Annotated in this window: 18 protein-coding genes; 13 read left to right on the top strand and 5 right to left on the bottom strand. The window is 36.4% G+C overall.

Annotated elements, in window-relative coordinates:
* The first annotated feature begins 71 nt into the window (after positions 1–71).
* On the top strand, positions 72–1,064 hold the full coding sequence (locus tag AC13DP_RS02660) for an FKBP-type peptidyl-prolyl cis-trans isomerase (protein WP_228251543.1): 993 nt from the start codon (positions 72–74) through the stop codon (positions 1,062–1,064).
* 200 nt (positions 1,065–1,264) lie between these two features.
* Here the strand turns inward: AC13DP_RS02660 and AC13DP_RS02655 are convergent, their stop codons facing one another.
* The 3 genes from AC13DP_RS02655 to AC13DP_RS02645 form a co-directional block, all read right to left on the bottom strand.
* Positions 1,265–1,858 carry an outer membrane beta-barrel protein gene (locus AC13DP_RS02655; RefSeq protein ID WP_228251544.1) on the bottom strand — a complete coding sequence of 198 codons (594 nt, stop codon included), beginning with the start codon at positions 1,856–1,858 and terminating at the stop codon, positions 1,265–1,267.
* Positions 1,859–1,982: 124 nt separating this feature from the next.
* Positions 1,983–2,936, bottom strand: coding sequence for a transketolase family protein (locus tag AC13DP_RS02650; RefSeq protein ID WP_228251545.1), 954 nt, complete (start codon positions 2,934–2,936; stop codon positions 1,983–1,985).
* Positions 2,937–2,961: 25 nt separating this feature from the next.
* Positions 2,962–3,807 (bottom strand): transketolase, encoded by an 846-nt coding sequence (locus tag AC13DP_RS02645; protein ID WP_013070392.1) that lies wholly within the window; start codon positions 3,805–3,807, stop codon positions 2,962–2,964.
* Between the two features lie 174 nt (positions 3,808–3,981).
* Between AC13DP_RS02645 and tgt the strand changes: the two genes are divergently transcribed.
* The 8 genes from tgt to AC13DP_RS02605 all read left to right on the top strand — a co-directional run bounded on the left by tgt (position 3,982) and on the right by AC13DP_RS02605 (position 12,290).
* Positions 3,982–5,112 (top strand): tRNA guanosine(34) transglycosylase Tgt, encoded by a 1,131-nt coding sequence (gene tgt / locus AC13DP_RS02640; protein WP_013070393.1) that lies wholly within the window; start codon positions 3,982–3,984, stop codon positions 5,110–5,112.
* Between the two features lie 12 nt (positions 5,113–5,124).
* Positions 5,125–6,201 (top strand): LptF/LptG family permease, encoded by a 1,077-nt coding sequence (locus AC13DP_RS02635; protein ID WP_013070394.1) that lies wholly within the window; start codon positions 5,125–5,127, stop codon positions 6,199–6,201.
* An 85-nt stretch (positions 6,202–6,286) separates the two neighbouring features.
* Entirely contained in the window at positions 6,287–7,240 is a 954-nt protein-coding gene (locus AC13DP_RS02630; protein WP_013070395.1) for an acetyl-CoA carboxylase carboxyltransferase subunit alpha, read from the top strand.
* A 167-nt stretch (positions 7,241–7,407) separates the two neighbouring features.
* Positions 7,408–8,964, top strand: a complete 1,557-nt coding sequence (gene dnaB / locus AC13DP_RS02625; protein WP_049771414.1) for a replicative DNA helicase — start codon at positions 7,408–7,410, stop codon at positions 8,962–8,964.
* Between the two features lie 43 nt (positions 8,965–9,007).
* Positions 9,008–10,255, top strand: a complete 1,248-nt coding sequence (locus AC13DP_RS02620; RefSeq protein ID WP_347405863.1) for an asparagine synthetase B — start codon at positions 9,008–9,010, stop codon at positions 10,253–10,255.
* Positions 10,252–10,437 (top strand): hypothetical protein, encoded by a 186-nt coding sequence (locus tag AC13DP_RS02615; RefSeq protein WP_347405845.1) that lies wholly within the window; start codon positions 10,252–10,254, stop codon positions 10,435–10,437. Before AC13DP_RS02620 ends, AC13DP_RS02615 begins: the two co-directional genes overlap by 4 nt.
* A gap of 1 nt (position 10,438) precedes the next feature.
* Positions 10,439–10,861 (top strand): secondary thiamine-phosphate synthase enzyme YjbQ, encoded by a 423-nt coding sequence (locus tag AC13DP_RS02610; RefSeq protein WP_347405844.1) that lies wholly within the window; start codon positions 10,439–10,441, stop codon positions 10,859–10,861.
* A gap of 205 nt (positions 10,862–11,066) precedes the next feature.
* Positions 11,067–12,290, top strand: a complete 1,224-nt coding sequence (locus tag AC13DP_RS02605) for a glycoside hydrolase family 172 protein (RefSeq protein ID WP_347405843.1) — start codon at positions 11,067–11,069, stop codon at positions 12,288–12,290.
* Between the two features lie 163 nt (positions 12,291–12,453).
* On the opposite strand, the gene AC13DP_RS02600 is transcribed toward AC13DP_RS02605, so the two are convergent.
* Both AC13DP_RS02600 and AC13DP_RS02595 read right to left on the bottom strand, forming a co-directional pair.
* Positions 12,454–13,644 (bottom strand): DUF4861 family protein, encoded by a 1,191-nt coding sequence (locus AC13DP_RS02600; protein ID WP_483067265.1) that lies wholly within the window; start codon positions 13,642–13,644, stop codon positions 12,454–12,456.
* A gap of 32 nt (positions 13,645–13,676) precedes the next feature.
* Positions 13,677–17,732 carry a hybrid sensor histidine kinase/response regulator transcription factor gene (locus tag AC13DP_RS02595; RefSeq protein ID WP_483067264.1) on the bottom strand — a complete coding sequence of 1,352 codons (4,056 nt, stop codon included), beginning with the start codon at positions 17,730–17,732 and terminating at the stop codon, positions 13,677–13,679.
* Between the two features lie 787 nt (positions 17,733–18,519).
* Between AC13DP_RS02595 and AC13DP_RS02590 the strand changes: the two genes are divergently transcribed.
* From AC13DP_RS02590 to AC13DP_RS02575, 4 genes are all read left to right on the top strand, one after another.
* Positions 18,520–21,483, top strand: coding sequence for a SusC/RagA family TonB-linked outer membrane protein (locus tag AC13DP_RS02590; protein WP_483067263.1), 2,964 nt, complete (start codon positions 18,520–18,522; stop codon positions 21,481–21,483).
* Positions 21,484–21,506: 23 nt separating this feature from the next.
* On the top strand, positions 21,507–23,144 hold the full coding sequence (locus AC13DP_RS02585) for a RagB/SusD family nutrient uptake outer membrane protein (protein ID WP_483067262.1): 1,638 nt from the start codon (positions 21,507–21,509) through the stop codon (positions 23,142–23,144).
* Between the two features lie 177 nt (positions 23,145–23,321).
* Positions 23,322–24,626, top strand: a complete 1,305-nt coding sequence (locus tag AC13DP_RS02580; protein ID WP_483067261.1) for a BNR repeat-containing protein — start codon at positions 23,322–23,324, stop codon at positions 24,624–24,626.
* Positions 24,627–24,648: 22 nt separating this feature from the next.
* Positions 24,649–25,884, top strand: coding sequence for a glycoside hydrolase family 88 protein (locus AC13DP_RS02575; RefSeq protein ID WP_483067260.1), 1,236 nt, complete (start codon positions 24,649–24,651; stop codon positions 25,882–25,884).
* Positions 25,885–26,046: the final 162 nt, after the last annotated feature.

Below are 26,046 nucleotides of genomic sequence, written 5' to 3'. Positions count from 1 at the left end.
CTTAAAACTGTTCTATAATCATAAACAAAAATACAAGATTATTGTATCTTGCGCCCTTAAAAAACGAGACAATGCGATTAAACAAATATTTTTTAGCCGGAATTGCTTTGGCCGGCCTTATTTTCACTAGCTGTAATGACGATGATGATGGCGGAGTTGAGCCGGTAGAACTGAGGGATGAGCGGGAACAGGCCGTAATAGATGATGATAGTATTGTAGAATATTTAACAACGCATTTTTATAATTACGAGGAATTTGAAAATCCCACTCCAGATTTTGATTATAATATTGTGTTTGATACCATTGCTGGAGAAAACAGTGATAAAAAATCTATTTTGGAATCACCGCTTTTGGAGACGAAAAAAGTGACTTATAAGGTGAATGAAACTGAAATAGATTACAATCTTTATGTGCTAAAAGTTAGAGAAGGTGCAGGGGAAAAACCACATTTTACAGATTCTACCTACGTAAGGTATAAAGGAGAATTGCTGAATGCTGAGGTTTTTGATAATAATATTAATTCACCAGTTTGGTTTGATCTCATTGGTTATCTTTACGCAAACTTTAATAGTGTAGGGCAACGACAAATTTATAGAGAAGGAGGAGTAATCCCAGCTTTTAGAGAATCTTTAACTGAATTTAAAAGCGCTTCAAATTATAGTGTAAATCCCGATAATACGATAGAATGGTCTAACGATTATGGAATAGGTGCTTTATTTACTCCTTCTGGATTGGGGTATTTTAATACTCCAAAAGGGGGAAAGGCTTATAGTCCATTAATTTTTACATTTCATTTATTGAATGTTAATGAAGCTGATCATGATGGGGATGGTGTTCCAAGCTGGATGGAAGACGTTGATGGAGATGGAGATGTATATGATGATGATACTGATGAAAATGGGTTGCCAAATCACTCCGATCCAGATGATGACGGAGATGGTTTAGCAACAAGGCGTGAAATCATTATCAACGCCGATGGTACTATAACTTTTCCAGATACTAATAATAATGGTACACCTAATTATCTGGATGCTGATTATTTTCAGCCGGTAGAAGAAGAATAATATATATATGTTTCACCAATAAAAAAGCTCCTTTTAGTTTTTTAAAAGGAGCTTTTTTATTGATACTTGCACAGGCTTATAATGCTCTGGCATGAGGATTATCACAATGCCTTTTATTTATAAAAAAACGTTTCCAGTTCATACTTCATTGTCACTCTACGATTCTTGATTTTTTACTATTACATTGCTTTGTGACTATTTTAAAGTGCTAAGGATAAACTAAGGATCCATTGCGAAGGCCTGGAGTCTATACCGAAGTTATCGCTGGCCTCTTCTCTAAAAGCAGTATTGTCTGTAAATGCACCTTCATATCTTACATCGATCCCTAAATTACCTAAATTTAAACCGGCTCCCAATTGATAGCCAACGGTAAGATCGTTTTCTACATCGCTAATTTTAAAAGAGCCATTCTCGATCTCGTTATTGGTGATATACTGAAATGAAGGGCCGGCTTTAATATTTAACGGGCCAAGAATATCGACACCTAATAATAAGGGTAAATCTATTTTGTCCAGGTTATAGTCGAAAGCCCCATAATCTGTAGTTAGTTTGGTATAAACAAGTTCTGGTTGGATGAAAAATGAAGAAATTCCAAAATTTGCGAATATTCCAAAATGGTAACCTGCTTTTCTTTCTCCATTAGTAATATCTGGGAAGTCCTCCCTTGCGTCTGAAAAGTTATCGATATCTCCTGTAGATCCATAATTTAAACCTCCTTTAATACCAAATTCGGTTGATTGTGCCCATAATCCAGTAGTGGCAAGGCACAACATAATGATTAAAAAATTTTTCATGATATAAATTATTAGTTAGTTATAAAACGCAATTTAAGCGGTAAAATTTTGGTATAAAATAACAAAGCCTTTTAAAATCATTTTAAAAGGCTTTGTTTTATATTTATTTAACGTTTTTTAGCTTTTATTTACGTTTTATGACTTTTTCAGAAGCAGCTACAATAGCTTCGGCATTTAGGCCATATTTTTCCATTAACTGTTCAGGAGTACCACTTTCACCAAAAGTATCTTTTGTAGCAATAAATTCCTGTGGGGCAGGTTGATGCTCAGCTAAAGTTCTGGCTACACTTTCCCCTAAACCACCAAGGAAGTTGTGTTCTTCAGCAGAAACTACACATCCCGTTTTCTTAACTGACTTAATGATCGCTTCTTCATCGAGTGGTTTTATAGTGTGAATATTGATAATTTCAGCACTAATACCTTTTTCTTCTAAAGCTTCACCGGCTTTGATCGCTTCCCAAACCAAGTGTCCAGTAGCAATGATAGTAACATCAGTACCTTCATTAAGCATAATAGCTTTACCAATTTCAAATTTTTGATCGACTGGAGTAAATATTGGTACTTTTGGACGACCAAAACGCAGATATACCGGTCCTTCATGTTCAGCAATAGCAATTGTTGCTGCTTTAGTCTGGTTATAATCACAAGGATTGATCACCGTCATCCCCGGTAACATTTTCATAAGTCCGATATCTTCAAGAATCTGGTGGGTTGCCCCATCTTCTCCTAAGGTTAACCCAGCGTGAGATGCGCAAATTTTTACGTTTTTTCCTGAATATGCAATAGACTGTCTAATTTGGTCATAAACACGACCGGTAGAGAAGTTGGCAAAAGTTCCGGTAAAAGGAATATAGCCACCAATAGTCAATCCTGCCGCCATTCCCATCATGTTCGCTTCAGCGATTCCTGTTTGGAAAAAACGCTCTGGATTAGCTTCGATAAAGTCGGCCATTTTTAGGGAGGGGGTAAGGTCGGCACAAAGTGCAACTACTTTCTCGTTGGTTTTACCAAGCTCTGCAAGCCCTGCTCCAAAACCACTTCTTGTATCTTGTTTTTCTGTATAAGTGTATTTCTTCATTGTATTCTTTTTTGGAAATGAGGATTTAGTAATCACCTAAAGTTTCCGGATTCTGTGCAAGCGCACTTTCTAATTGTTCATCGTTTGGAGCTTTACCATGCCACTCGTGTGTGCCCATCATAAAGTCTACTCCGTTACCCATCACAGTAGTAAGTAAAACACAAACAGGTTTTCCTTTGCCGGTGTGTTCTTTAGCTTCTTTAAGTCCTTCGATTACTTTTTCGATATTATTTCCTTCAGCAATTTCTAAGACATCCCATCCAAAAGCCAAGAATTTTGCTTTTAGATCTCCCATGTTGAGTACGGTATCTGTACTACCATCAATTTGCTGGCCGTTCACATCTACTGTAGAGATGATATTATCCACACCTTTTGCTCCGGCATACATGATAGCTTCCCAGTTTTGTCCTTCCTGCAGTTCGCCATCTCCATGAAGGGAATAAACGAGCTTACTGTCCTTATTTAATTTTTTTGCCTGTGCAGCACCCAGAGCTACAGACATACCCTGTCCCAAAGATCCAGAGGCAACTCTTATTCCTGGAAGACCCTCGTGGGTTGTTGGATGTCCTTGCAGGCGAGAATCGATCATTCTGAAAGTTCCTAACTCTTCAATAGGGAAATATCCGCTGCGTGCAAGTACACTGTAGAAAACGGGAGAAATATGTCCGTTAGAAAGGAAGAAAATATCTTCGCCAATTCCGTCCATATTAAAACTAGGATCGTGATCCATTATTTCCTGATAAAGTGCTACAAAAAATTCGGTGCACCCAAGAGAACCTCCAGGATGCCCAGAATTTACTTTATGAACCTGTCTTACAATATCCCTGCGTACTTGGGTAGCAAAACTTTTTAATTCTTCAATGTTTGCCATTATATAGTTATTGTTGTGAATATTTCTTGCTAAAATAAGCTAATATTATGCTTTCTCAAAACTAAAGGGAAGGAGTATTTAATATAAGTGTTAAATTTATATTTTATTTTTGGAATATCTTAATACTTTAATTTGCAGAAATGTTAAGTATCTTTGCTGCCATTAAAAAAATTTATGGAATTTGAACTTTTAAAGACCGATCCTGCCAGTAAAGCCAGAGCCGGTAAGATAACTACAGATCATGGAGTTATAGAAACCCCAATTTTTATGCCTGTAGGAACTGTAGCCTCTGTTAAAGGAGTACATCAAACCGAATTGAAGCAAGAAATTAATCCAGATATAATTTTAGGAAATACGTATCATCTTTATTTACGTCCTAAAACCGGCATTCTTAAAAAAGCAGGCGGGCTTCATAAGTTTATGAATTGGGATCGTAATATCCTTACCGACAGTGGTGGTTATCAGGTATATTCGCTTTCAGGAAGAAGAAAGATTAAAGAAGAAGGTGTTAAGTTTAAATCTCATATCGATGGTTCTTACCATGTTTTTACGCCAGAAAATGTAATGGAAATTCAACGTGAGATTGGAGCCGATATTATTATGGCTTTTGATGAGTGTACACCTTATCCGTGTGATTATAATTATGCCAAAAGATCGATGCATATGACGCATCGCTGGCTGGACAGGTGTATTAAACATTTTGGGGAAACACCGCCACTTTACGGATACGATCAAACTTTATTTCCAATTGTTCAGGGAAGTACGTATAAAGATTTAAGAAGACAGTCTGCGGAATATATCGCCTCCAGAAATGCTGAAGGAAATGCGATAGGAGGTCTATCTGTTGGGGAACCTGCGGAAGAAATGTATGCTATGACCGAGGTGGTGACCGAGATTCTTCCTGAAGATAAACCACGATATTTAATGGGAGTAGGTACGCCTATCAATATTTTAGAGAATATTGCCCTTGGTATCGATATGTTTGATTGTGTAATGCCCACCCGAAATGCAAGAAACGGCATGCTTTTCACAGCACACGGCAGCATTAATATCAAGAATAAAAAATGGGAAGACGATTTTTCGCCCATAGACGATATGGGGATTACTTTTGTAGATACCCAATATTCGAAAGCATACGTTCGGCATTTATTTACCGTTAATGAAATGCTTGGCAAGCAAATTGCAACAATTCATAACCTTGGTTTTTATCTTTGGCTGGTACGCGAGGCCAGAAAGCATATCTTAGCAGGAGATTTTAGAGCCTGGAAAGACATGATGGTAAAACAAATGGATAAAAGACTATAAAAACATCGTAGTTTGAAAATTTTAGACTGGTATATTTTAAAGCGCTACTTAGGAACCTTCAGTATGATGCTGTTATTATTTATCCCTATTGGGATAACGGTTAATCTTGCTGAAAAAATAGATAAGATTCTTGAAAATGAAGTTCCTTTTGTTGAGGTAGCCGAATACTATCTAAATTTCACGATCTATTTTGCCAATCTTCTATTTCCGCTCTTTTTATTTTTATCCATTATTTGGTTTACCTCAAAATTGGCCAATAATACTGAAGTTATTGCTTTTTTAAGTAGTGGAGTTTCTTTTTATCGATTTTTAAGACCCTATATTATTGGAGCTACTATCGTGTGTATTGCAGCCTTAGGACTAAGTATGTTTTTGGCTCCAAAAGCAAGTAAGGGCTTTAATGAATTTAAATACGAGTATTTAAAAAGAGGTCACGAAACCCAGGAAACTAAAGATGTATATCGGCAGGTGAATGATAATGAAGTGATTTATGCCAGCCATTTTCGTCCCAAAACACATACCGCCAATAACTTTGTGATAGAGCATTTTGAAGGTAATCAGTTAAAATTTAAAATAAGTGCCTCCAGATTGAAATTTAATACCGAAGATTCTACGTATACCTTAACCAATGTTGATAAAAGAATTATTGGTGAAAATGGAGATATCATGAGTAATCAAGCTAAATTAGATACGATTCTGCCTTTTGAGTTTGATGAATTAACGCCAGAAACCTATATCGCTGAGACTTTAAGTTTCTCTGAACTCAATGAATTTATAAAAAAAGAAAGTCGGCGTGGATCGGGTAACATGAATATGTATCTGGTAGCTGCCTATAAGCGAGTTAGTATTCCAGTTTCGGCATTTATACTTACTATCATCGCTGTAGCAGTATCTTCGATGAAGCGTCGTGGCGGAATGGGCGTAAATCTTGCTGTAGGGATTTCCCTGGCTTTTATTTTTATCTTTTTTGATAAAGTTTTTGGTACAATAGCAGAGCAGTCAACCTTTTCACCCCTACTGGCGGTTTGGATTCCTAATATCTCATTTGGTATACTGGCAGTGTTTTTATTGTTAAAAGCGAAACGTTAATAAAAATAATTAAGCTCAGGCTTTAATTCTTCGATTTAAAGTTTGTTATATTTGTAGGCTCAAATTAAAACAACCATAGCTACTTATGGAATATTTAGACTTTGAATTACCGATTAAAGAGCTTGAAGAGCAGTACGAGCGCGCCTGTAATATTGGCGAGGAAAGCGAGGTGGATGTAACTGCTACCTGCAAGCAAATCGAGAAAAAACTTCAGGAAAAAAAGAAACAGATCTATAAAAATTTAACTGCATGGCAAAGAGTGCAGTTGTCCAGACATCCTAACCGTCCTTATACCTTAGATTACATTAATGCTATTTGTGGTGATACATTTTTAGAATTACATGGCGATCGAAGTGTAAAAGACGATAAAGCCATGATTGGCGGTCTGGGGAAAATTGGTGATCAAAGTTTTATGTTTGTTGGCCAGCAAAAAGGCTATAACACCAAAACAAGGCAGTACCGTAATTTTGGGATGGCTAATCCAGAAGGTTACCGCAAGGCTTTGCGCTTAATGAAATCTGCAGAGAAATTTAATCTTCCTGTAGTATGTTTTGTGGATACTCCCGGAGCTTATCCTGGACTGGAGGCCGAGGAGCGAGGGCAGGGCGAAGCTATTGCTCGTAATATCCTAGAAATGACACGTCTTAGTGTACCGGTTATTGTTGTGATTATTGGTGAAGGAGCCAGTGGTGGTGCGCTAGGAATAGGTGTGGGGAATAGAGTTTTGATGTTAGAGAATACCTGGTATTCTGTAATTTCTCCTGAATCTTGTTCCTCTATCTTATGGAGAAGCTGGGAATATAAAGAAACTGCAGCTGAAGCTTTAAAACTTACAGCTGAAGATATGAAAAAGCAAAAGCTTATTGACGAGATCGTAAAAGAGCCACTTGGTGGTGCACATAGTGATCGCGACGGCGCTTTTAAAGCTGTGGAAAAATCTATTTTGAAAGCTTTTGAAGAACTAAAAAGTTTATCAAAAGAAGATTTGATAAGTTCCAGAATGGATAAATATTTGGAAATGGGTGTCTATCAAGACTAACCCGTTAAAAATCATAATAGGTGAGGGAATCCGAAACAAACGTTTCGGATTTTTTTGGCCTTATTAACAAAAAAATAAAGTTTTCAACAACCAGATTGTTTAATAGTAGTGAACTAGAAATCGCTATTTTCTTAAGAACTACTTAGCAAATTGGTTACATTCGTGCTATGGAAAAAATCGCAACATCACCAGCATATAATAAACAGAATTCTAATGTAATTAGTCTCGAGAAGGGGAAGATACCTCCTCAGGCTGTTGATTTAGAGGAAGTTGTGCTTGGGGCGATGATGATCGATAAAAAAGGGGTAGATGAGATTATCGATATCTTACACCCTGATGCTTTTTATAAGAACTCGCACAAGCTTATTTACGAAGCTATTTTCAAGCTTTTTGAAAATACCGAGGCGATTGACTTATTAACGGTTTCCAACCAGCTCAAGAAGGATGGGAATTTTGAAAAGGCAGGTGGTGATTATTACCTCATTCAGCTTACCCAAAGAGTATCATCTTCAGCCCATATCGAGTTTCACGCGAGGATCATTTTACAGAAATATATCCAACGTAGTCTGATAAAAATTTCTGCGGAAATTATTGAAGAAGCTTATGATGAAAGTGTAGATGTATTTGACCTTTTAGATTCTGCTGAAGCCAAATTGTATGAGGTGACTCAGGGAAATATTAAAAAGTCTACCGAATCTGCACAAAGTCTGGTGATTCAGGCAAAAGCAAGGATTCAGGATATATCAAACAGAGAAGGATTAAGTGGTGTTCCATCAGGATTCGATAAGTTAGATGAACTTACTTCGGGATGGCAGCCTTCAGATTTAATTATTGTAGCGGCTCGTCCCGGTATGGGGAAAACAGCACTAACCTTATCGATGGCAAGGAATATCGCAGTAGGACAGGGCATCCCGGTAGCCTTCTTCTCGCTGGAGATGTCCTCGGTACAGTTAATTACTCGATTGATTTCTTCGGAAACCGGACTTTCTTCGGAAAAACTAAGAACGGGTAATCTTGAAAAACATGAGTGGGAGCAGCTTAACGTAAAGGTAAAAGACCTTGAAAAAGCACCGCTTTTTATTGATGATACCCCCTCGTTGTCTATTTTCGATCTTAGAGCGAAAGCACGCCGACTGGCCTCTCAATTTGGTATAAAGTTAATCGTCATCGATTATTTGCAGTTGATGACTGCCGGGGGAACGCAAAAAGGAGGAAACCGTGAACAGGAGATTTCCACGATTTCCCGAAACCTAAAGGCACTGGCAAAAGAATTAAATGTTCCGGTAATTGCACTTTCTCAGTTATCCCGTGCGGTAGAAACCCGTGGGGGTAGTAAAAGACCTTTACTATCAGATCTTAGGGAATCTGGAGCGATCGAGCAGGATGCAGATATCGTATCCTTTATTTACCGTCCTGAATATTATAAAATTGAGGAGTGGGATGATGAAGAGCGATCTCCAACAGAAGGACAGGGAGAATTTATTGTCGCAAAACACCGTAACGGTGGTTTGGAAAATATCCGTCTTAAATTTATTGGTCATCTTGGTAAATTTGATAACTTAGAAGACTTTGATTCGCCTTTCGAATTTCATTCAAAAATGAATGATGGAGACGGTGATAACGAGTTTGGAAGCGGTAATCTTCCAAGTCCAAGTGCAGATGAAGCTTTTGGAAGTTCGATGAATGATTTTAATCAGGATGATGATAGTGACGTTCCGTTCTAAATTTAGAAAAGTAAAAAATAACCAAAGACAGTTTAAGGCATTAATGCTTTTTACTGTCTTTTTCTTTTTGGGTCTGACCGGTTTTGCCAATAAGATTTTGGTGCCAATGGATCCGGATACGCAGCAAAATCATCTTAAAGCCTACGGGATTACCTATTTTGCTTTGGAGCATCAGATTAAAGCGCAGTGGTTATTAAATTATCGCGGTGGTTCTTTTCTTTTTGATGCCGAAGATCTTTTAGAAAAAGAATGCAAAATTAGAGGTGTTTCTTTTGAAATGTTAACCGATAATGATGCATTGGCCATATTAGATGAAATTTCCAGTCCTTCTAAAAATAAGGAAAGTGTGATTTTAGAAAAGGCTCCAAAAATTGCGGTGTATTCACCCAAAGGGAATAAACCCTGGGACGATGCGGTAACCATGGCGCTTACCTATGCTGAAATTCCTTACGAAACTATTTATGACACCGAAGTTTTAAATGATGCACTTGTTCTGTATGACTGGTTACACTTGCATCACGAAGATTTTACCGGGCAATACGGGAAGTTTTACAGAGCTTATCGAACTGCCCCCTGGTACATTGAAGATAAAAAGAATGCAGAGGCTCTGGCCGAAAATTTAGGTTACCGTAAAGTATCTGAAGAAAAGCTGGCTGTAGCTTTAAAGATTAGGGATTATGTCGTTGGGGGCGGATTTATGTTTGCCATGTGTAGCGCAACCGATAGTTTTGATATTGCGCTTGCCGCTGAAAATACCGATATAGCTGAACCTATGTTTGATGGGGATCCTAGTGATCCCGGCTATCAATCGAAGTTAGATTTTACAAACTCTTTCGCTTTTACTGATTTTATTCTGGAAAGAAACCCTATGGTCTATGAGTTTTCGTCTATAGATATGACTGCCAAAAGAGCGGTGCCTATGGAGAAAGATTATTTCACCCTTATGGACTATTCCGCAAAGTGGGACGTAATTCCTACGATGTTAACCCAAAATCATACAAGACTGGTTAAGGGATTTATGGGGCAAACCACGGCGTATAACCCGGATAATATAAAAGCTAATGTGTTGGTGATGGGAGAGAATAAGGTAAATGGAGAGGCAAGGTATATCCATGGTGTAAAAGGAAAAGGATTTTTTACTTTTTATGGAGGTCACGATCCAGAGGATTATCAGCATCGAGTAGGAGATCCTAAAACCGAGCTGGAGTTACATCCAAATTCTCCCGGCTATCGATTAATACTGAATAATGTTTTATTTCCTGCAGCTAAAAAGAAGAAGAAAAAAACATGAAAACTAAACTTTTAACACTTAGAATACTTACAGTATTTATGGTGGTTTTAATTCTTTTAGAAGTGCTGCATTTATCTGAAGCTATTATGTTAGATGCCATCCTGAATGGTTTTTTAATGATAGTTATTGGTGTTTTAAGTTTGATTTTGGCGTATTTAAATTATAAAAAGAAAGATTGGTAAGATGAAGACATTTCAGAAACAAATAGCATTAAAACCTAAATCGCGTGGATTTCATTTGGTAACCAGTGAAATTGAAGATCAGTTTCCTGAAATTGGTGAAATTCAGCAGGGTATTTTACAAGTGTTTATAAAACATACTTCTGCTGGATTAACGATAAACGAAAATGCCGATCCTACGGTAAGGGATGATTTTGAAAGTCATATCAATAAAATGGTTCCGGAAGATCAGCCTTATTATCGTCATACTTTTGAGGGATCAGACGATATGCCGGCGCATATTAAAGCCTCGCTTATGGGGACATCAGTTCAAATTCCAGTCACTAACGGTAAATTAAATTTAGGGACCTGGCAAGGTATTTATTTATGCGAACACAGGAATCACGGAGGTTCCAGAAAACTCGTGCTTAGCCTTATGGGGGCTTAAACCAGATAGATGGTTTCCCCTTTCCCTTATTAGCCAATAGGTAATGATATTTTGATTAAATCTCTATAACTATCTTATCAGCATTTTTTGAAACGGTAAAAGGTTTTGCAATTTATACTTTATGAGCATGCCCAATATTGTTGATTAGGGGTTCCATTCCATTTTAAAATTAGAACCTTAATTTTTAATCCTAAAAATAAAGTTTATGAAAAATAGAATAATTTCTGTTTTCTTGGTTGTTTTTGGTCTTTTAAACGGTCTTGCTCAGGAACTTTATGATATTCCTGATGGAAAGGTAACAAGATGGGCAAGCTTCGAAAATGCTAAGGCCGAAAAGGGCGGCGGTGGTAAAGAAAACAAAGGTGCCAAAGGCCATCCATTTGAACGTATTCCGGCGGGGAAAAGCCTTGATCTTTTGGATATCGATGGCAGCGGTACGATAAAAAGGATCTGGCTAACCATTAGTGATCGTTCGCCCGAAATGCTTCGGGCATTAACTATTAAAATGTTTTGGGAAGGTAGTGATAAACCTGCCGTAGCTGTACCTTTGGGAGATTTTTTTGGGTTAGGTTTAGGACAAAAAACAGCTTTCGAAAACAAACTATTTAGCGATCCGGAAGGCCGTTCTTTTAATTGTTTCGTTCCCATGCCTTTTCAAAAATCGGCTCGCATTACGATAACCAATGAATCCGATAAAGATTTAGATGCCATATTTTATGATATAAACTTATTAAAGGAAAATCATGAGGGTGAATTATTTTATTTTCATGCCTATTGGAATCGTGAGAAAAATACCACTTTAGGAGAAGCGTTTAAGATCTTGCCGAAAATTAATGGTAAGGGACGTTTTATAGGAACTAATATGGGGATTGTTACCAATAAATTATATAAAGATACCTGGTGGGGTGAAGGCGAGGTAAAAATGTACATCGATGGCGACTCCAATTTTCCAAGTCTGGTAGGTTCAGGAACAGAGGATTATGTAGGTACGGCCTATGGACAGGGAACTTATGATCATATGTTTCAGGGATCGCTTATTGCCGATAAGGAAGAGGGTGCATTTGCATTCTATCGGTATCATATTCCAGACCCTGTATATTTTTATGGGGATATTAAAGTGACTATTCAGCAAATGGGTGGTGCTCCCAGAGATGTGGTTCGAAAATTAGTAGAAAACGGAGCAGATCTAATTCCGGTTACTATTGATCATGCCCCTAATTTTACAAAATTATTCGAGTTAGAAAATGCTCCTAAGCTTGGGGATAAGGATTTTCCAGATGGATGGACTAATTTTTATCGTAGCGATGATGTATCGGCAACGGCCTATTTTTATTTAAATAAGCCATATAGTGACTTACCACCACTTCAAACTGTAGAGTTAAGAACAGCGAGTCTAATAAAGACCGCGGTTGTAAAGAATGATTTGTAGATATCGAGTGGAGCTAAAAAGTACTTTGAAATTTTGACTTAATCAGCACTTCCAAAAAGTAATAATACTGCGATCTCGATGATTATCAGGATGTGGCGATCTGGTTTAGACCTCTTGGGTGTGCATTGAGGTAATGATTTAGTAACTTCCCTCTTTTTATTTTTCAATGATATTCAAAAGCAACTTTCAAAGGAGAAACTATAATTTTAGCCTGTTTTTTTATGATTTCTATCCAGTCTTCTTTACTACTTACGTCTCCGCTTTTTTCCCAGGCAAATCCTGCATAATAAGTAAACGGACTTTTAGGAGTAGTAGTAACTAAAAGATTGCTTTGATCTGGAAACTTACTTGTATAAGCAAATGCCGAGTCGATTACAGCAGGTTTCATCACAATACCTTCTCCAACCTGTGCATCATCGATACGCTCCCAATGCATAATCCAGCCTTCTTCTTTATCAATCTCGTATTCTCCTTGATTGTTGTGCAATGTAATTCCGGTGGCGTAATTAGGGATTCCATCTTCAGCTTCTATGCTAATTTCAAATTTTGAAAAATGAGATCCTAAAGCTAGGCTAATTCTTTTAGTTTCTTTTACATTATAAGGACCCCACGGGGCATAGCTTAACTCAAATATGGTTTTTAATGGGCCGCTGGCAATAGTTTTATATTCCACAAAATTTTGAGAAACATACAGGCTGTCATTTTCAAAAACACCAAGGCCTCCTAATCCGCGACTATTACCTACATGGTAAGGATCATAACCTTCTCCATGATCTGTATGGTAGTATCCTGGATTTTTAACATGTTCAGCATACCACTTGTTGATAATGGATTTGTTGGTGCGTTTTAACCAGATATCGATCCCGCTGGAAAGAGTGCTTCCCGCCACACCTTCTAAAGCCTCTTTCTGCCCTGTTGGACCATAGGTTCTAAAAGCCACTTTATCATTTTCCCAGGCGTAATCATCTGTTCTTTCAGGAACAAACCTGGAATATGCTACGACTTCTTTTTCGGGCATTGCAAATGAGCTGTCGCTTATTATTTTATAATGCGAAGTTTTATGGGCAGCAACTTTTGCCATAAATAAAAATTCTTCTGGAGTACCATCTTTATCGTAATCGAGCCATTGATGTCTTATGGTTTTTCCAGTAGAATCTGTTATATGAATGTAATCAATAGCAGCTTTTTCGAATTTGTCTAATAAGTTTTTAGCATCAAAACTTACAATTTCATTTCTATCAAAATCAAGGTCGTTACTAACTGAAATTGAAAAACCTGACTCTTCGGTTTTTTCGGGTTTACATCCGTTCGCGAGCAGGAGTCCTAGTATAGCAGTAGTAATTATTCTTTTCATTTTTGTTGAGGTTCCGTTTAAAATTTTAGTTTTTAGGTGAGGTCTTTATTCAAAGAAAAATCAGAAGGTAATCGCCCAAATTTCTCTTTAAAGATTTTTCTAAAGTATTTCATGTTATTAAAACCAACTTCGAAAGCAGCCATCGATATATTTAATCCTTCTTTTTCTATTAAATATAAGGATTTGTCTAGTTTTATATCGCGAATATATTCGTTAATACTGCTTCCTGTAAGTGCTTTTATCTTACGATACAGCGATGCCCGGCTCATACCCATTTCTTCCGCAATTATCTCTACAAGCTTTCCTTGTACCTGAATATTTTTATGTACGGTATTTTCGAATTTTTTGAGGAATTGCTTTTCTATTTTAACCTGTTTACTTTCCGTAGCAGTTTCTATACTTTTATTTTCTTCTTTTTGAAGGAGCTCTTTTTGTAAACTGAATTTACGATCCAGTAGATTTCTAATTCTTGCTTTAAGAATGGCGGTACTAAAAGGCTTGGTGATATAATCATCTGCTCCTTCATTATAACCAGTTATAATAGATTCTTGTGCATCTTTAGCCGACAGTAAAATTATTGGAATATGTGTTGTTTCTTTTTTAGATTTTAAAGTGTTGGTAAGGTCTATACCGCTTTTTTCTGGCATCATAATATCAGATACGATAAGATCTGGAACATGTTTTATGGCCATGTTAATCCCTTCCTGCCCGTTTAAAGCATGCAAAAGATCATACTTCTCTTTTAAAATTGATGATAAATAATGATGAATATCTGGATTGTCGTCAATAAGTAAAATTAATTCCCTCTCGGTATCGGGATTAAGCAATGCACGATGTTCCAATTCCCTATTTTCGTTAAGGATATCAGCGGTTATTTTTACAAAATCGGTGACTTCAGAAGTATTTTCAGATTCCAAAAGATCTGGTTTTCCTTTTGGTAAGAAAACTTTAAAGACGGTAAATTGATTTTCGATACTTTTTGCCGTGATTGCTCCGTCATGCAATTCAATAAAACGTTTAGAAAGGGCAAGTCCAATACCGCTTCCGTCTTTCTTCACTTTTTCGTCTGAATGATAGTACCAATCAAAAATATAAGGTAAAATTTGGGCAGAAATACCCGTACCATTATCTTTTATCGAAAATTGATAACCATTGCCTTTTGGTTTTAATTTGATCTTTATCTGGTCTCCTTTTGAAGTATATTTTAAAGCATTAGACATTAAATTATTAAAAACGATATGTATTTTCTCCAGATCGCAGTAAACTGGTGATGATGCTAAATCGATATGCTTAATTATTTTAACCCCTTTTTTGTGAGCTATAGGCTCATACATTTCTATCCATTTTGATAACAGCCTGGTAAGTTGATGTTTCGTGATTTTTAGTTTATTTAAACCATCTTCACTTTGCCTAAAATCGAGTAATTTGTTTATTCTGCTTAATAAAGTTTTAGCATTTTTTTCAACGATCCTTAAACTATTAATGTGTTCCTTTTTTCGAATTTCACTTAGTAAGCTTTCTACCGGAGCCAAAATCATCGTAAGCGGAGTTTTAAGCTCATGTGAAAATCCTGTATAAAACCGAAGTCTTTCTTCATTAAGGTCATGCTCTAACTGTCGCTGATTTTTTTCGAAAATCAATGATTGTTTTAATTTAATTTTATCTGTATAATATTTTAAGCCAAACCATAGCAACAATACAGCAGTAATAAAATAAAGAAGATATGCTGGCAGGGTTCTCCATATAGGAGGGATTACCTGAATAAATAACTGATTTGAAGATTCCAGATAATCGTTATTATTGGTTTTTAATTTGAGCCTATAATCGCCTGGGGGCAACTGGCTAAAGTTAATCCGATTTGCATTTTTGATGTTGATCCAGTGATCATTATAACCTTCCAAAATATAAGAGTATTCAATATTATCTGATCTTGGATATTTCAGAGAAGCAAAATCCAGGGAAAATAGCGCCTGATTGTAATTAATACTAATGGTATCGGTTAGCGAAATGGATTTTTCCAGGATCGTCTGAGTACTGTCATTTAGACTTATAGATTTTCCATAGACTTCAAGATTTTTAAAAACAGTAGGGAAATTTGTTTTAACAGGATGAGATAGATCTTTAGTGTCAAAAATATTTAAACCTTTGTTACCCCCTATCAATAAAATACCATCCTGAGTTAGGAGGCTGGCACCAATATTAAATTCACTTTCCTGTATATTATTAAAATTGTTAAGATTTCTAATCTTATTGGACTGTAGGTCATACAGACTTATTCCGTCATTGGTGCCTATCCAAAAATTGCCAGACAAATCCTGGGTGATAGAATTTATCGTATTATTACTTAAACCATCGTTAGTAGAAAAACGTTGTACTTTTTCAGTTTCCAGGTTTAGTTTTAATAAACCTTCGTTCATGGTACCCACCAAAAGGTTGTTATTATCTATAAAATGAACGCTAAAAACAACGTTTGTTGGGAAATCGATATTTCCTGTATGAAAACCTGAATATTGTCCTGTTTTATAATTGTATTTTATTAGTCCGTTGCCGTAGGTAGCAAGCCAAATTTCATTAGTATCTTTTTGGGTAATATTGCGAATATCAAGCTTGCCAAGCTCATCTATATATATAAAACTATCTTTTTTAGAGTTATATTGATATAATCCGCCACGATTGGTTCCTACCCAGATATTACCCGATGCATCCTGGAATATAGATCGTACATCACTGCCCTCAGATACTTTACTATCTAAATAAGTAGTTAATTTCTTTGATTTAAGATTATATCTGCTTATGCCTTGTCGATAGGTGCCAATCCAAAGATTTTCTTTTGAATCTTCTAATAAAGAAAGTACCAGATTTGTAGGAAGAGGAAGGTCTAATTTTCCGAATCGTTTAGATATTCGGGAATAGGTGTTAATTCCTCCACCATCGGTTCCAATCCAAATATTATCTTCTTTTCCCTTTGCAATAGCTTTAACACGATCGTGGGAAATTTTAATATCTTTATTTGTTGAATGATCGATAAGCTGTATGGATTCTCCTTTTGGGTCTACAAAATCAAAACCAGCCTCAGTACCGATCCATATGTTCCCATTGGAATCTTTATAGAGGTTTAAAATATTTCTGTTAAAAACACTACTGCCATCGTTTTTGGGCGAAAAAGATTGAATCCTAATTTCTTCGTTATTAAATAAGGAGGTGGGGTCAAGAATATTTAGTCCACCATTTCGAGTTCCTATCCATAACAAACCCTGATTATCTTCAACCAGGCTCCGAATAGCATCATCTGTAAGTTTACTATTCTCTTTATTAATATGTATAATTTCGTTTCCGTCAGCAATAAGCTTTAAACCTTCATCGGTTCCTACCCAGTGTCGGTTTTTTGAGTCGGTATATATAGTATTAATCCTACCCTGAAATAACTTTTCTATATTTGTTATTATAGTATCGTTTATAGAAATACTGTAAATACCATTATTATAAGTACCCGCAAGAATAGTATGGTCATCCCTTAAATCTAATGTGCTTATACGGTATTCTTTTAATAAAACGTTTTCTGAGATATTGTTTCGTTGAACTGCTATGTGTCTGTTCCCTTTTATAAAATGAACACCAGAAGAATAATCTCCTACTACCAGCATATCTTTCGATAATTCTATGATACTTGTGATACCATCAGAGAGATTGGAATTTTCTATTGATTTTTTATGAAATAAATTTTTCTGAATGTCATAAGTGTGAATCCCGCTATTAGTGGCCAGGTACAAATTTCCACTTGTAGAAGGTACGATTTGTTGAATATAATTGTTGAGCAGTCCTGAATTTTCTTTATCAAATTTTTCGAATTCATTACCATCAAACCTGTTTAAGCCAGAATTTGTGCCTATCCATATAAAACCTATTTTATCTTCTGTAATTGAACTAACCATATTATTGGATAATCCATTTGAAGTATCATAATGATAAAACTTGAGCCCATTTGGAAAAAGAGAGCTATGCTCACTATCCTGAGCAGAGATTTTCAAACTTAAAAGAGAAACAATAAGTAAAAATTGGAGTTGGATTTTTGTTTTTATGATTCTCATAATCCGTATTTTGGAATGTGATTCTGCCTACCCGCAATTAGAACGAAAAGGATTTGTGATTTTATGAAAATATGTTGCGAATATTAATAAATATATAAAATAAAACAAGAATAAAATAGGTTTTTGTTAGTGTGTTTTAGTTAATATTATGATTTTATTTAAAATTTGTACTCTTTTATATTCTTTCATCTAATAGAGCCAAATGATGTTATACTATATGTATCGCGAAATTCATCAAAAATGAATGAAGTAAACTACGTAAAGTAAAGCCTAACAGAAAATGGAATTATACCTAAATTGAGAATCCTTGAATATAGTCATTGGGATTAATAAAATATAAAGTTCTGATTAACTTTACTTCATTAATATCGGTTTTCAATTCTTCGCTTATAGTCATTTGGAATGACAATAAATCTTATCCTAAATTGAAAAACAAATATAAAGGGAGCCCCAAATTAAACCTGTTGGTGGGCATATTAAATGTGATGATACCTTATTATTATACTGCCTATAGCATAGGCTTTAATTCTCTTTGAGTTGTAAAAATGAGAGTAAATGAGATTTCTAGAAATATTATTTCATATAATCCTGAAAATTTTCATAGTTTTTTACGAAAAAATTATCAATTAAATACTTGGTTTTTAATTAGTTAATTGTATGTGATCATTTTACCCCCCTAAAAGTATTATTTGCTACCTCATAACATTAATAAAATTTAAGGAGTATTGCTAAAGTTTTAATAAAGTAAACTAAATCGTTTTCGTTTATTCACATAATTTAATAGCAAATGAAATTATACAATTACAATTTTGTGTTATCTGCTTTTTTAATGCTGTTTTCGTCCTTGAGCCTATTTGCTCAGGATAATAGTATAAAAGGAAAAGTGGTTGATCAACAGGGAGTACCAATACCCAGTGTCACTGTTAGTATAAAGGGAACTTCTACAGGTACTGTAACAGATTTTGATGGAATGTTTTCTATCCGTGCAAAAGCGCAGGATACTATTTTATTTTCCTTTATTGGGTTTGAATCCCAAGAAGTACTTGTAGGAGATCGAAACATAATTAATATAACCCTTGCCGAAAATACTGCAGAATTAGAAGAGGTAGTGGTTGTAGGATATGGAACTCAAAAACGCTCTGATGTAACAGGTTCTGTAGCATCTGTACCGGAGGAACGATTAGAAAATTTGCCCGTAACAGATGTTACACAGGCCATACAAGGCACAACAGCAGGCTTGAATATTACCCAGGGCTCTTCTGTACCAGGATCAAGTGGTTCGATACAAGTTCGTGGAGTAAACTCCATTAATGGCTCCACCAGTCCATTTATTGTCTTGGACGGTATTCCATTTACAGGTACTATTAATGATATTAATGTAAGAGACATTAAATCGATTCAAGTACTTAAAGATGCCTCAGCAGTGGCAATCTACGGAACTCGAGGATCTAATGGGGTAATTCTAATACAAACAAAAAGAGGAGTGGACGGTGCGCCTCAGATCAACTATAGCACTTATACAGCCTTTGAAGAGTTCGCAAATATCTTAACTCCACGGGGGCCAGAATCCTATGTTCAGAAATACGAGGATTACTTTAGTCAGGCGTTTCCAGACCGGGAACAGGATCGTATTCTTGAAAATCAAAGTGAGATTGATAACTACAATCTGGGTAGGACAACAAACTGGTTTGAGGAGGCCACACAAACAGGAATAATACAGGAGCACAACCTGAGTATCCGAGGGGGTAATGATAAGGTAAAATATTTTGTTTCTGGTCTTTATCTAGATCAGGAGGGAGTTATTAAAGGATATAACTATAAGAAATTTACGATGCGTTCTAATCTGGATGTTGCAATAACAGACTGGTTAAAGGTGGGACTGAATGCTTTTTTTGCTAATAATAATTTTGACGGCGGGCGGGCTAACCTGCTTAATGCGACTGCCATGAGCCCTTATTCGGTTCCGCTTCAGGACAATGGAGAATATCTTATATTTCCAATGGCACCGGAGCTTTTATACGTAAACCCGTTACTTGGCTTAACCACGGATCGCTACGAGCGGGAGCGTACACTTTCTGGTAATGCTTTCTTTGAGATTAAGCCTCAGTTTTTAGAAGGGCTTTCTTATAGAATGAACACCTCATATACCTTAAATCCTTATGAATACCGTAATTACGAGGGAAGGGCCGCAAACAACAACAGGGGGTTCGCAAACATAGGAGGTGATGAAGAAAAAGTATGGATTATTGAAAATATTTTAAAATATACTAAAAGTTTTGGAAAACATAATTTAGACTTTACTGGTCTCTACAGTGCTCAGGCTAATGAATTTTTCAATAGAAATTTAAACGGAACCGGTTTTATAAATGATCAATTGTCATATAATAATATTGGATCAGCAGAAAATATAGCTGGTGGTACGGGAAGTTCACGTTCTACTTTATTATCGCAAATGGCAAGGATCAATTATTCTTATGATAGCAGGTACCTACTTACGCTTACTGCAAGACGGGATGGGTATTCGGCCTTTGGCGCAAATACCAATAAGTATGGTACTTTTCCTTCTCTGGCCGTTGGTTGGAATATTCATAATGAAGATTTTATGAAAAATGCCGATAAGGTAAATAATTTAAAATTAAGATTTTCATATGGTCAAACCGGTAACCGTGGTGTAAACATTAATCAGACCAAATCCCTGGCTGGTACAGTACTTTATCCTTTTGGAGGTACCGCATATACAGGAACCTTTCTGGCTGGGCTTGGTAATCCCAACCTTGTATGGGAAACGACAACGACTGCCAACTTGGGGATTGATTTTGGCTTCTTAAACAATAGAATCAATGGTACAGTAGAGATTTATCACTCTAATACTGATGACCTTCTGCTCCGCAGAAGTATTCCTGCCCTTACAGGAACAAACAATATTATAGATAATATAGGTGAGGTAAGGAATAAAGGTCTGGAATTTACGGTCAATACCATTAATGTAAGAAATGATAATTTCTCTTGGGAAACCAACGTGAATTTTTCAACTTATCGAAATGAGATTGTAGACCTTTATGGAGATGGGGAAAGTGATATACCTAATAGATGGTTTATCGGGGAATCTCTAGGGGCCATTTTTGACTATAATATGATAGGAATATGGCAGGAAGGTGAGGATACCGGTACTTTTAATGCGCAACCCGGAGATATTAAATTTGCAGACCTCAATAATGATGGTGTAATTGATCCAGAGAATGATAGAAGTTATTTGGGGAATTCTTTACCAAGTTGGACTGGCGGAATTACTAACCGTATTTCTTATAAGAATTTTGACTTATCTTTCTTTATTCAAACGGTACAAGGTGTTTTAAAAGGCAATTCGGATATCAGTTATGGAGATGAGGTAGCGAGAAGAAATACACCCGAAGCAGTGGGCTATTGGACGCCTGAAAATCAAAGTAATGAATTTCCTTCCCTTGTTTTCAGAAACACAAGAGGCTATGGTTATCCGAGAGATGCAAGTTATGTAAGGCTTAAAGATGCCCGTTTTAGCTATAGGTTTCCTGCGGCAAGCATAGAAAAATTTGCCCTTACCGATCTTATGGTTTATGTGGCTGGTAGAAACCTGTATACCTTGACAGATTGGATAGGCTGGGATCCTGAAAGCCGACAATATAATCGTGGATCTAGTGATAGTAATGGAAGTTGGAATAATAATTACCCTGTGGTAAGGTCATTTTCATTAGGTGTTAATATATCATTATAAAAGATTTTATTAAAGTGAATTTTATGAAAAATAGAATAAAAATAGTTTTAATCATTTTGACTTTGGGTTCCTATACATTTGTTTCCTGTAGCGATGATTTTTTAGAGGAGGAGGTAAGGTCGTCATTTACGCCTGAAACTCTAAATGACGAACTTGGTTATGAGGCGCAGCTTATCGGTCTTTACCAACAGCTTAGTACATTTTACACTCGTAATGGCGAGCAGGGCTGGTTATCGGTATGGCAGGTAGGAACCGATATTGTTTGGCCTACAGCACCGCAGGGTGTAGAAGTGCCCTGGTTCAAATACAATGAACTTACATCAGATAATGGTGCTGCATTTCAAAGTTGGGATCTATGGTTTAACATGATCGAAAACGCAAATAGCATCATTAATAGTATAGAGCAGACCCCTCCTGAAGGAATATCACAAGAAGATGCCAATGCGATTAATGCAGAAGCACGGTTTTTTAGAGCTTTAGCCTATAATAACTTAGCAACACTTTTTGGAGGAGTTCCACTGATCTTGGATCCAGTAACCGAACCAAGATTTGATTATACTCGTAATTCATTACAAGAGATCAATGATCAGATCGAAATAGATCTTAGTTATGCAGTGGAGAACCTTGGAGACCCTACAAATACTCCAAGGTACGAAGCTCGCGTAAATCGTTATGTAGCCAGTCAATTATTTGCAGAATTTTATTTGAGATCAAATCGGCCTGAACTTGCTGAAGAGCAGGTAGACCTGATTATCAATAGCGGAAAATTTTCACTGGTTACGCAACGATATGGCGTAAAATCCAATGAACCTGGTGATCCATTTTCAGATATGTTTTTTAAAGGCAACCAGCGTAGATCCCAGGGAAATACAGAGGCTATCTGGGTATTGGAAAATGAAAACCCTGCTGAGGTACGAGGAGGATCTACAGGTTTTCCTCAGCAACGTCGTGTATGGGGAGCTGCCTATCATAATGTGAATGGTCTAGTACCCGCAGATTCTCTTGGTGGTCGTGGTTTATCACGTATTCGCCTTAATAATTGGGTACTTTACGATCTTTATGATGATGATGATATGCGTAATTCCAAATACAATATCAAAAGAAGGTTCTATTATAACAATCCAAATTTTGATTATAGTCAGGTAGATTTCAACTATCAGGATATGGTTCCTTATGAAACTATTGATACTTTGGGTAGAATTAATCCGTATTCACTGAAATGGGGCCATTTTGATCCTACAGATGTTTTTGGCTTCGGGATGTGGAAGGATTTTATACTTATGCGACTGGGAGAAACCTACTTGCTTAAAGCGGAAGCCCAGGTTATGCAAAACGATTTGGATGGTGCTGCCTCTACGATCAATATTCTAAGACAACGTGCCAATGCACCTATGGTATCTGCTGGCGAAATGGATATTGATTTCATTTTGGATGAGCGCGCACGTGAACTTATTGCCGAAGAAAATAGGAGGATGACCCTCATGAGGACCGGGATGCTTGTGGAACGTGCTACACGATTAAACCTTCAAAGCCCCAGCGTCCCTCTTCCTGATCTTATGCGTATTGAGGGATTACAGGAATTTCATGAACTTTTTCCCATACCTTTAACAGAGATACAGTTAAATAAGGATGCTGTTTTAGAGCAGAATCCCGGATATTAGTTGGTAATTTGAGTTTTGCTTGCAAAGCAGGCGATTATTTGATTAATCGTCTGCTTTCTCTTTCGATTGTAGCTAGATTTTATATGAATTGATCAATTTATACCCTTAAATTAATCCAATAGCACCTTTTATATATAGTAAAAATTTACAAAAATTGTAGAATCCTATCTTTAAAAGATGAAGTTTAAATTATTACACTTTATTTATCTGGTTTTTCTATGCTTATCCTGTAAATCAGTAAAGGTAAAAGAATTTCATGTAGGAGAAGGATGGGCCAATAATTCGGTTAATACCACAATTTTTAGAAAGAATGCAATAACATCAGCAGGAGAGTATCAATTTCTGGGATATTACGATAATAACGAGCACATGATTATTGCAAAAAGGAAACTCAATTCATCAAATTTCGATTTAAGTAGTAGTGATTTTACCGGTAATGCGAAAGATGCACATAATTCGATAAGCCTTGCGGTAGACGGCAATAAACAGTTACATGTAAGCTGGGATCACCACGATAATCCTCTAAATTATGCAGTTGGCGACTCGATTTTAAGTCCACAACTTGGTGGTAAAACAAGGATGACAGGTAAGGATGAAAATAAAGTTTCTTACCCCCAATTTTATAATCTTAAAAATGGAAATCTTCTCTTCCTGTTTAGGTCTGGACAATCCGGGGAAGGTAAACTGGTTTCAAAACTTTATAATATTGAAACCCAAAATTGGACAGATTTGCATGAGAATCTTATAGATGGTGAAGGAGAGCGAAACGCTTACTGGCAAGCTAGTGTAGATACAAAGGGAACGATTCATTTATCATGGGTGTGGCGTGAAAGCTGGGACGTTTCTACCAATCATGATATGGCCTATGCCAGATCTAAAGATGGTGGAAAAACCTGGGAGAAATCGACCGGTGAAAAATATTCCCTGCCTGTAACGGCTGAAACCGCTGAATATTCCTGGAGGATTCCGCAGAAAAGCGGATTAATTAATCAAACCGCTATGACGACCGATAAAAACGGAAATCCTTTTATCGCCACTTATTGGACAGAAAATAATAAAACCGATTACCAAATAATCTATCTGGAAGATGGAAAATGGAAGCACGAAAATACTAATTTTAGGAATACATCATTTCAATTAGGCGGTGGGGGAACTAAAAAAATTCCGATTTCAAGACCGGATATTTTACTTAAGGAAACCAAAAATGATCCCACGATTTATCTTTTGTTTAGAGATCAGGAAAGAGAAAACAAAGTTTCTTTAGCCTATCACCAGTTGCATACCAATAAACCCTGGAAAGTAATTGATCTTACAAAAGAATCTGTAGGCGAGTGGGAACCGAATTATGATTTGGAGCTTTGGGGTAAAGAAAGAAAATTACATGTTTTTGTTCAGAAAGTCACTCAGTTGGATGGAGAGGGGCTTGCAACGACACCACCTACAGAGGTTCGGATACTGGAAGTTTCAAATTTGCCGAAGTAATAAATAATTATAGATAAGCCTAATGAAATTAAATACAATTAAAATACTTAGCATTGTTGTTTTTTTGATCACGCTGATTTCCTGTAAAGAGAATAAAAATATTGAAGAAAAAGAATCTTCGGAAGCTGAATTAACTAAAAGCATTTCCGAAGAAAAAATAGATTCAGTAAACCAGTTAGCGGCTAATCAGTATTTAGCAATGTCCGAAAGCTTAGAGAAAAGTAGGTACCCAAAGACCTTTTATCCTAAAAAGAACGAATTTGAATCCAGTAATTCAGGTTGGTGGACAAGCGGGTTTTATCCGGGAACGCTCTTGTATCTTTACGAAGAAACCGGTGAGGATAGTTTAAAAATTGAAGCTGAAAGGATATTAGAAGATCTTAAGAGAGAAGAATCTAACACCTCTACTCACGATCTTGGATTTATGATGTTTTGCAGTTTTGGTAATGCCAACCGTATTGATCCAAAACCAGAGTATCAGGAGATTTTAATGAATAGCGCTAAATCACTGGCGACACGTTATAATGATACGGTAAAAGCCATTAGATCCTGGGATAGCGCTTCCTGGAATAAAGCAGGGGAAGATGATTTGGTAGTGATTATAGATAATATGATGAATCTGGAGCTTTTGTTTTGGGCTACGGAATATAGTGGTGACAGTACCTACTATGATATTGCAGTAAATCATGCGAATACTACGATGCAGAATCATTTTAGGGATGATTATAGTTCCTATCACGAAGTAATCTATGATGAAAATACCGGAACTGTAAAAAAGCAAATTACAAATCAGGGATATGCAGATGAGTCTTCATGGGCAAGAGGACAGGCCTGGGGTTTATATGGATATGTCGTGATGTACCGGGCAACCAAAGATGAAAAGTATTTAGAAATGGCAAAAAATATCGCCAATTTTATATTAAATCATACTAATCTTCCAGAAGATAAGGTGCCTTTTTGGGATTTTGATACTGATAAAATTCCAAATGATTTAAGAGATAGTTCTGCAGCTTCGGTGATGGCTTCGGCTTTATTAGAATTATATGAGTTTACAGATCAAACGCAATATTTTAAAGCTGCTGAACAAATGTTGAAAACCTTGTGCAGTCCTGAATATTTAGCAAATCAGGACGAGTTAGGTGGATTTTTGCTTAAACATGGTGTAGGAAACATGCCTAATAAAACTGAAGTAGACGTACCATTAACTTATGGCGATTATTATTTTATTGAGGCTTTAAAACGATATAAAGAAATTTAAAAAACCGAACATCGAATTATACTAAAACTATGAAAAAGACCTTTTTAAGCCTACTAGGATTATTATTGTTTACGGTGGGCTATACGCAGCAAAACGAGTGGGAAGATCCCACTAAAGTAGACCGCCATAAGCTTGATGGCCGTAGTGATTTTGTACTCTACA

This window comes from Zunongwangia sp. L-65, assembly GCF_056859415.1.
This window is presented reverse-complemented; position numbering and strand designations above follow the sequence as displayed.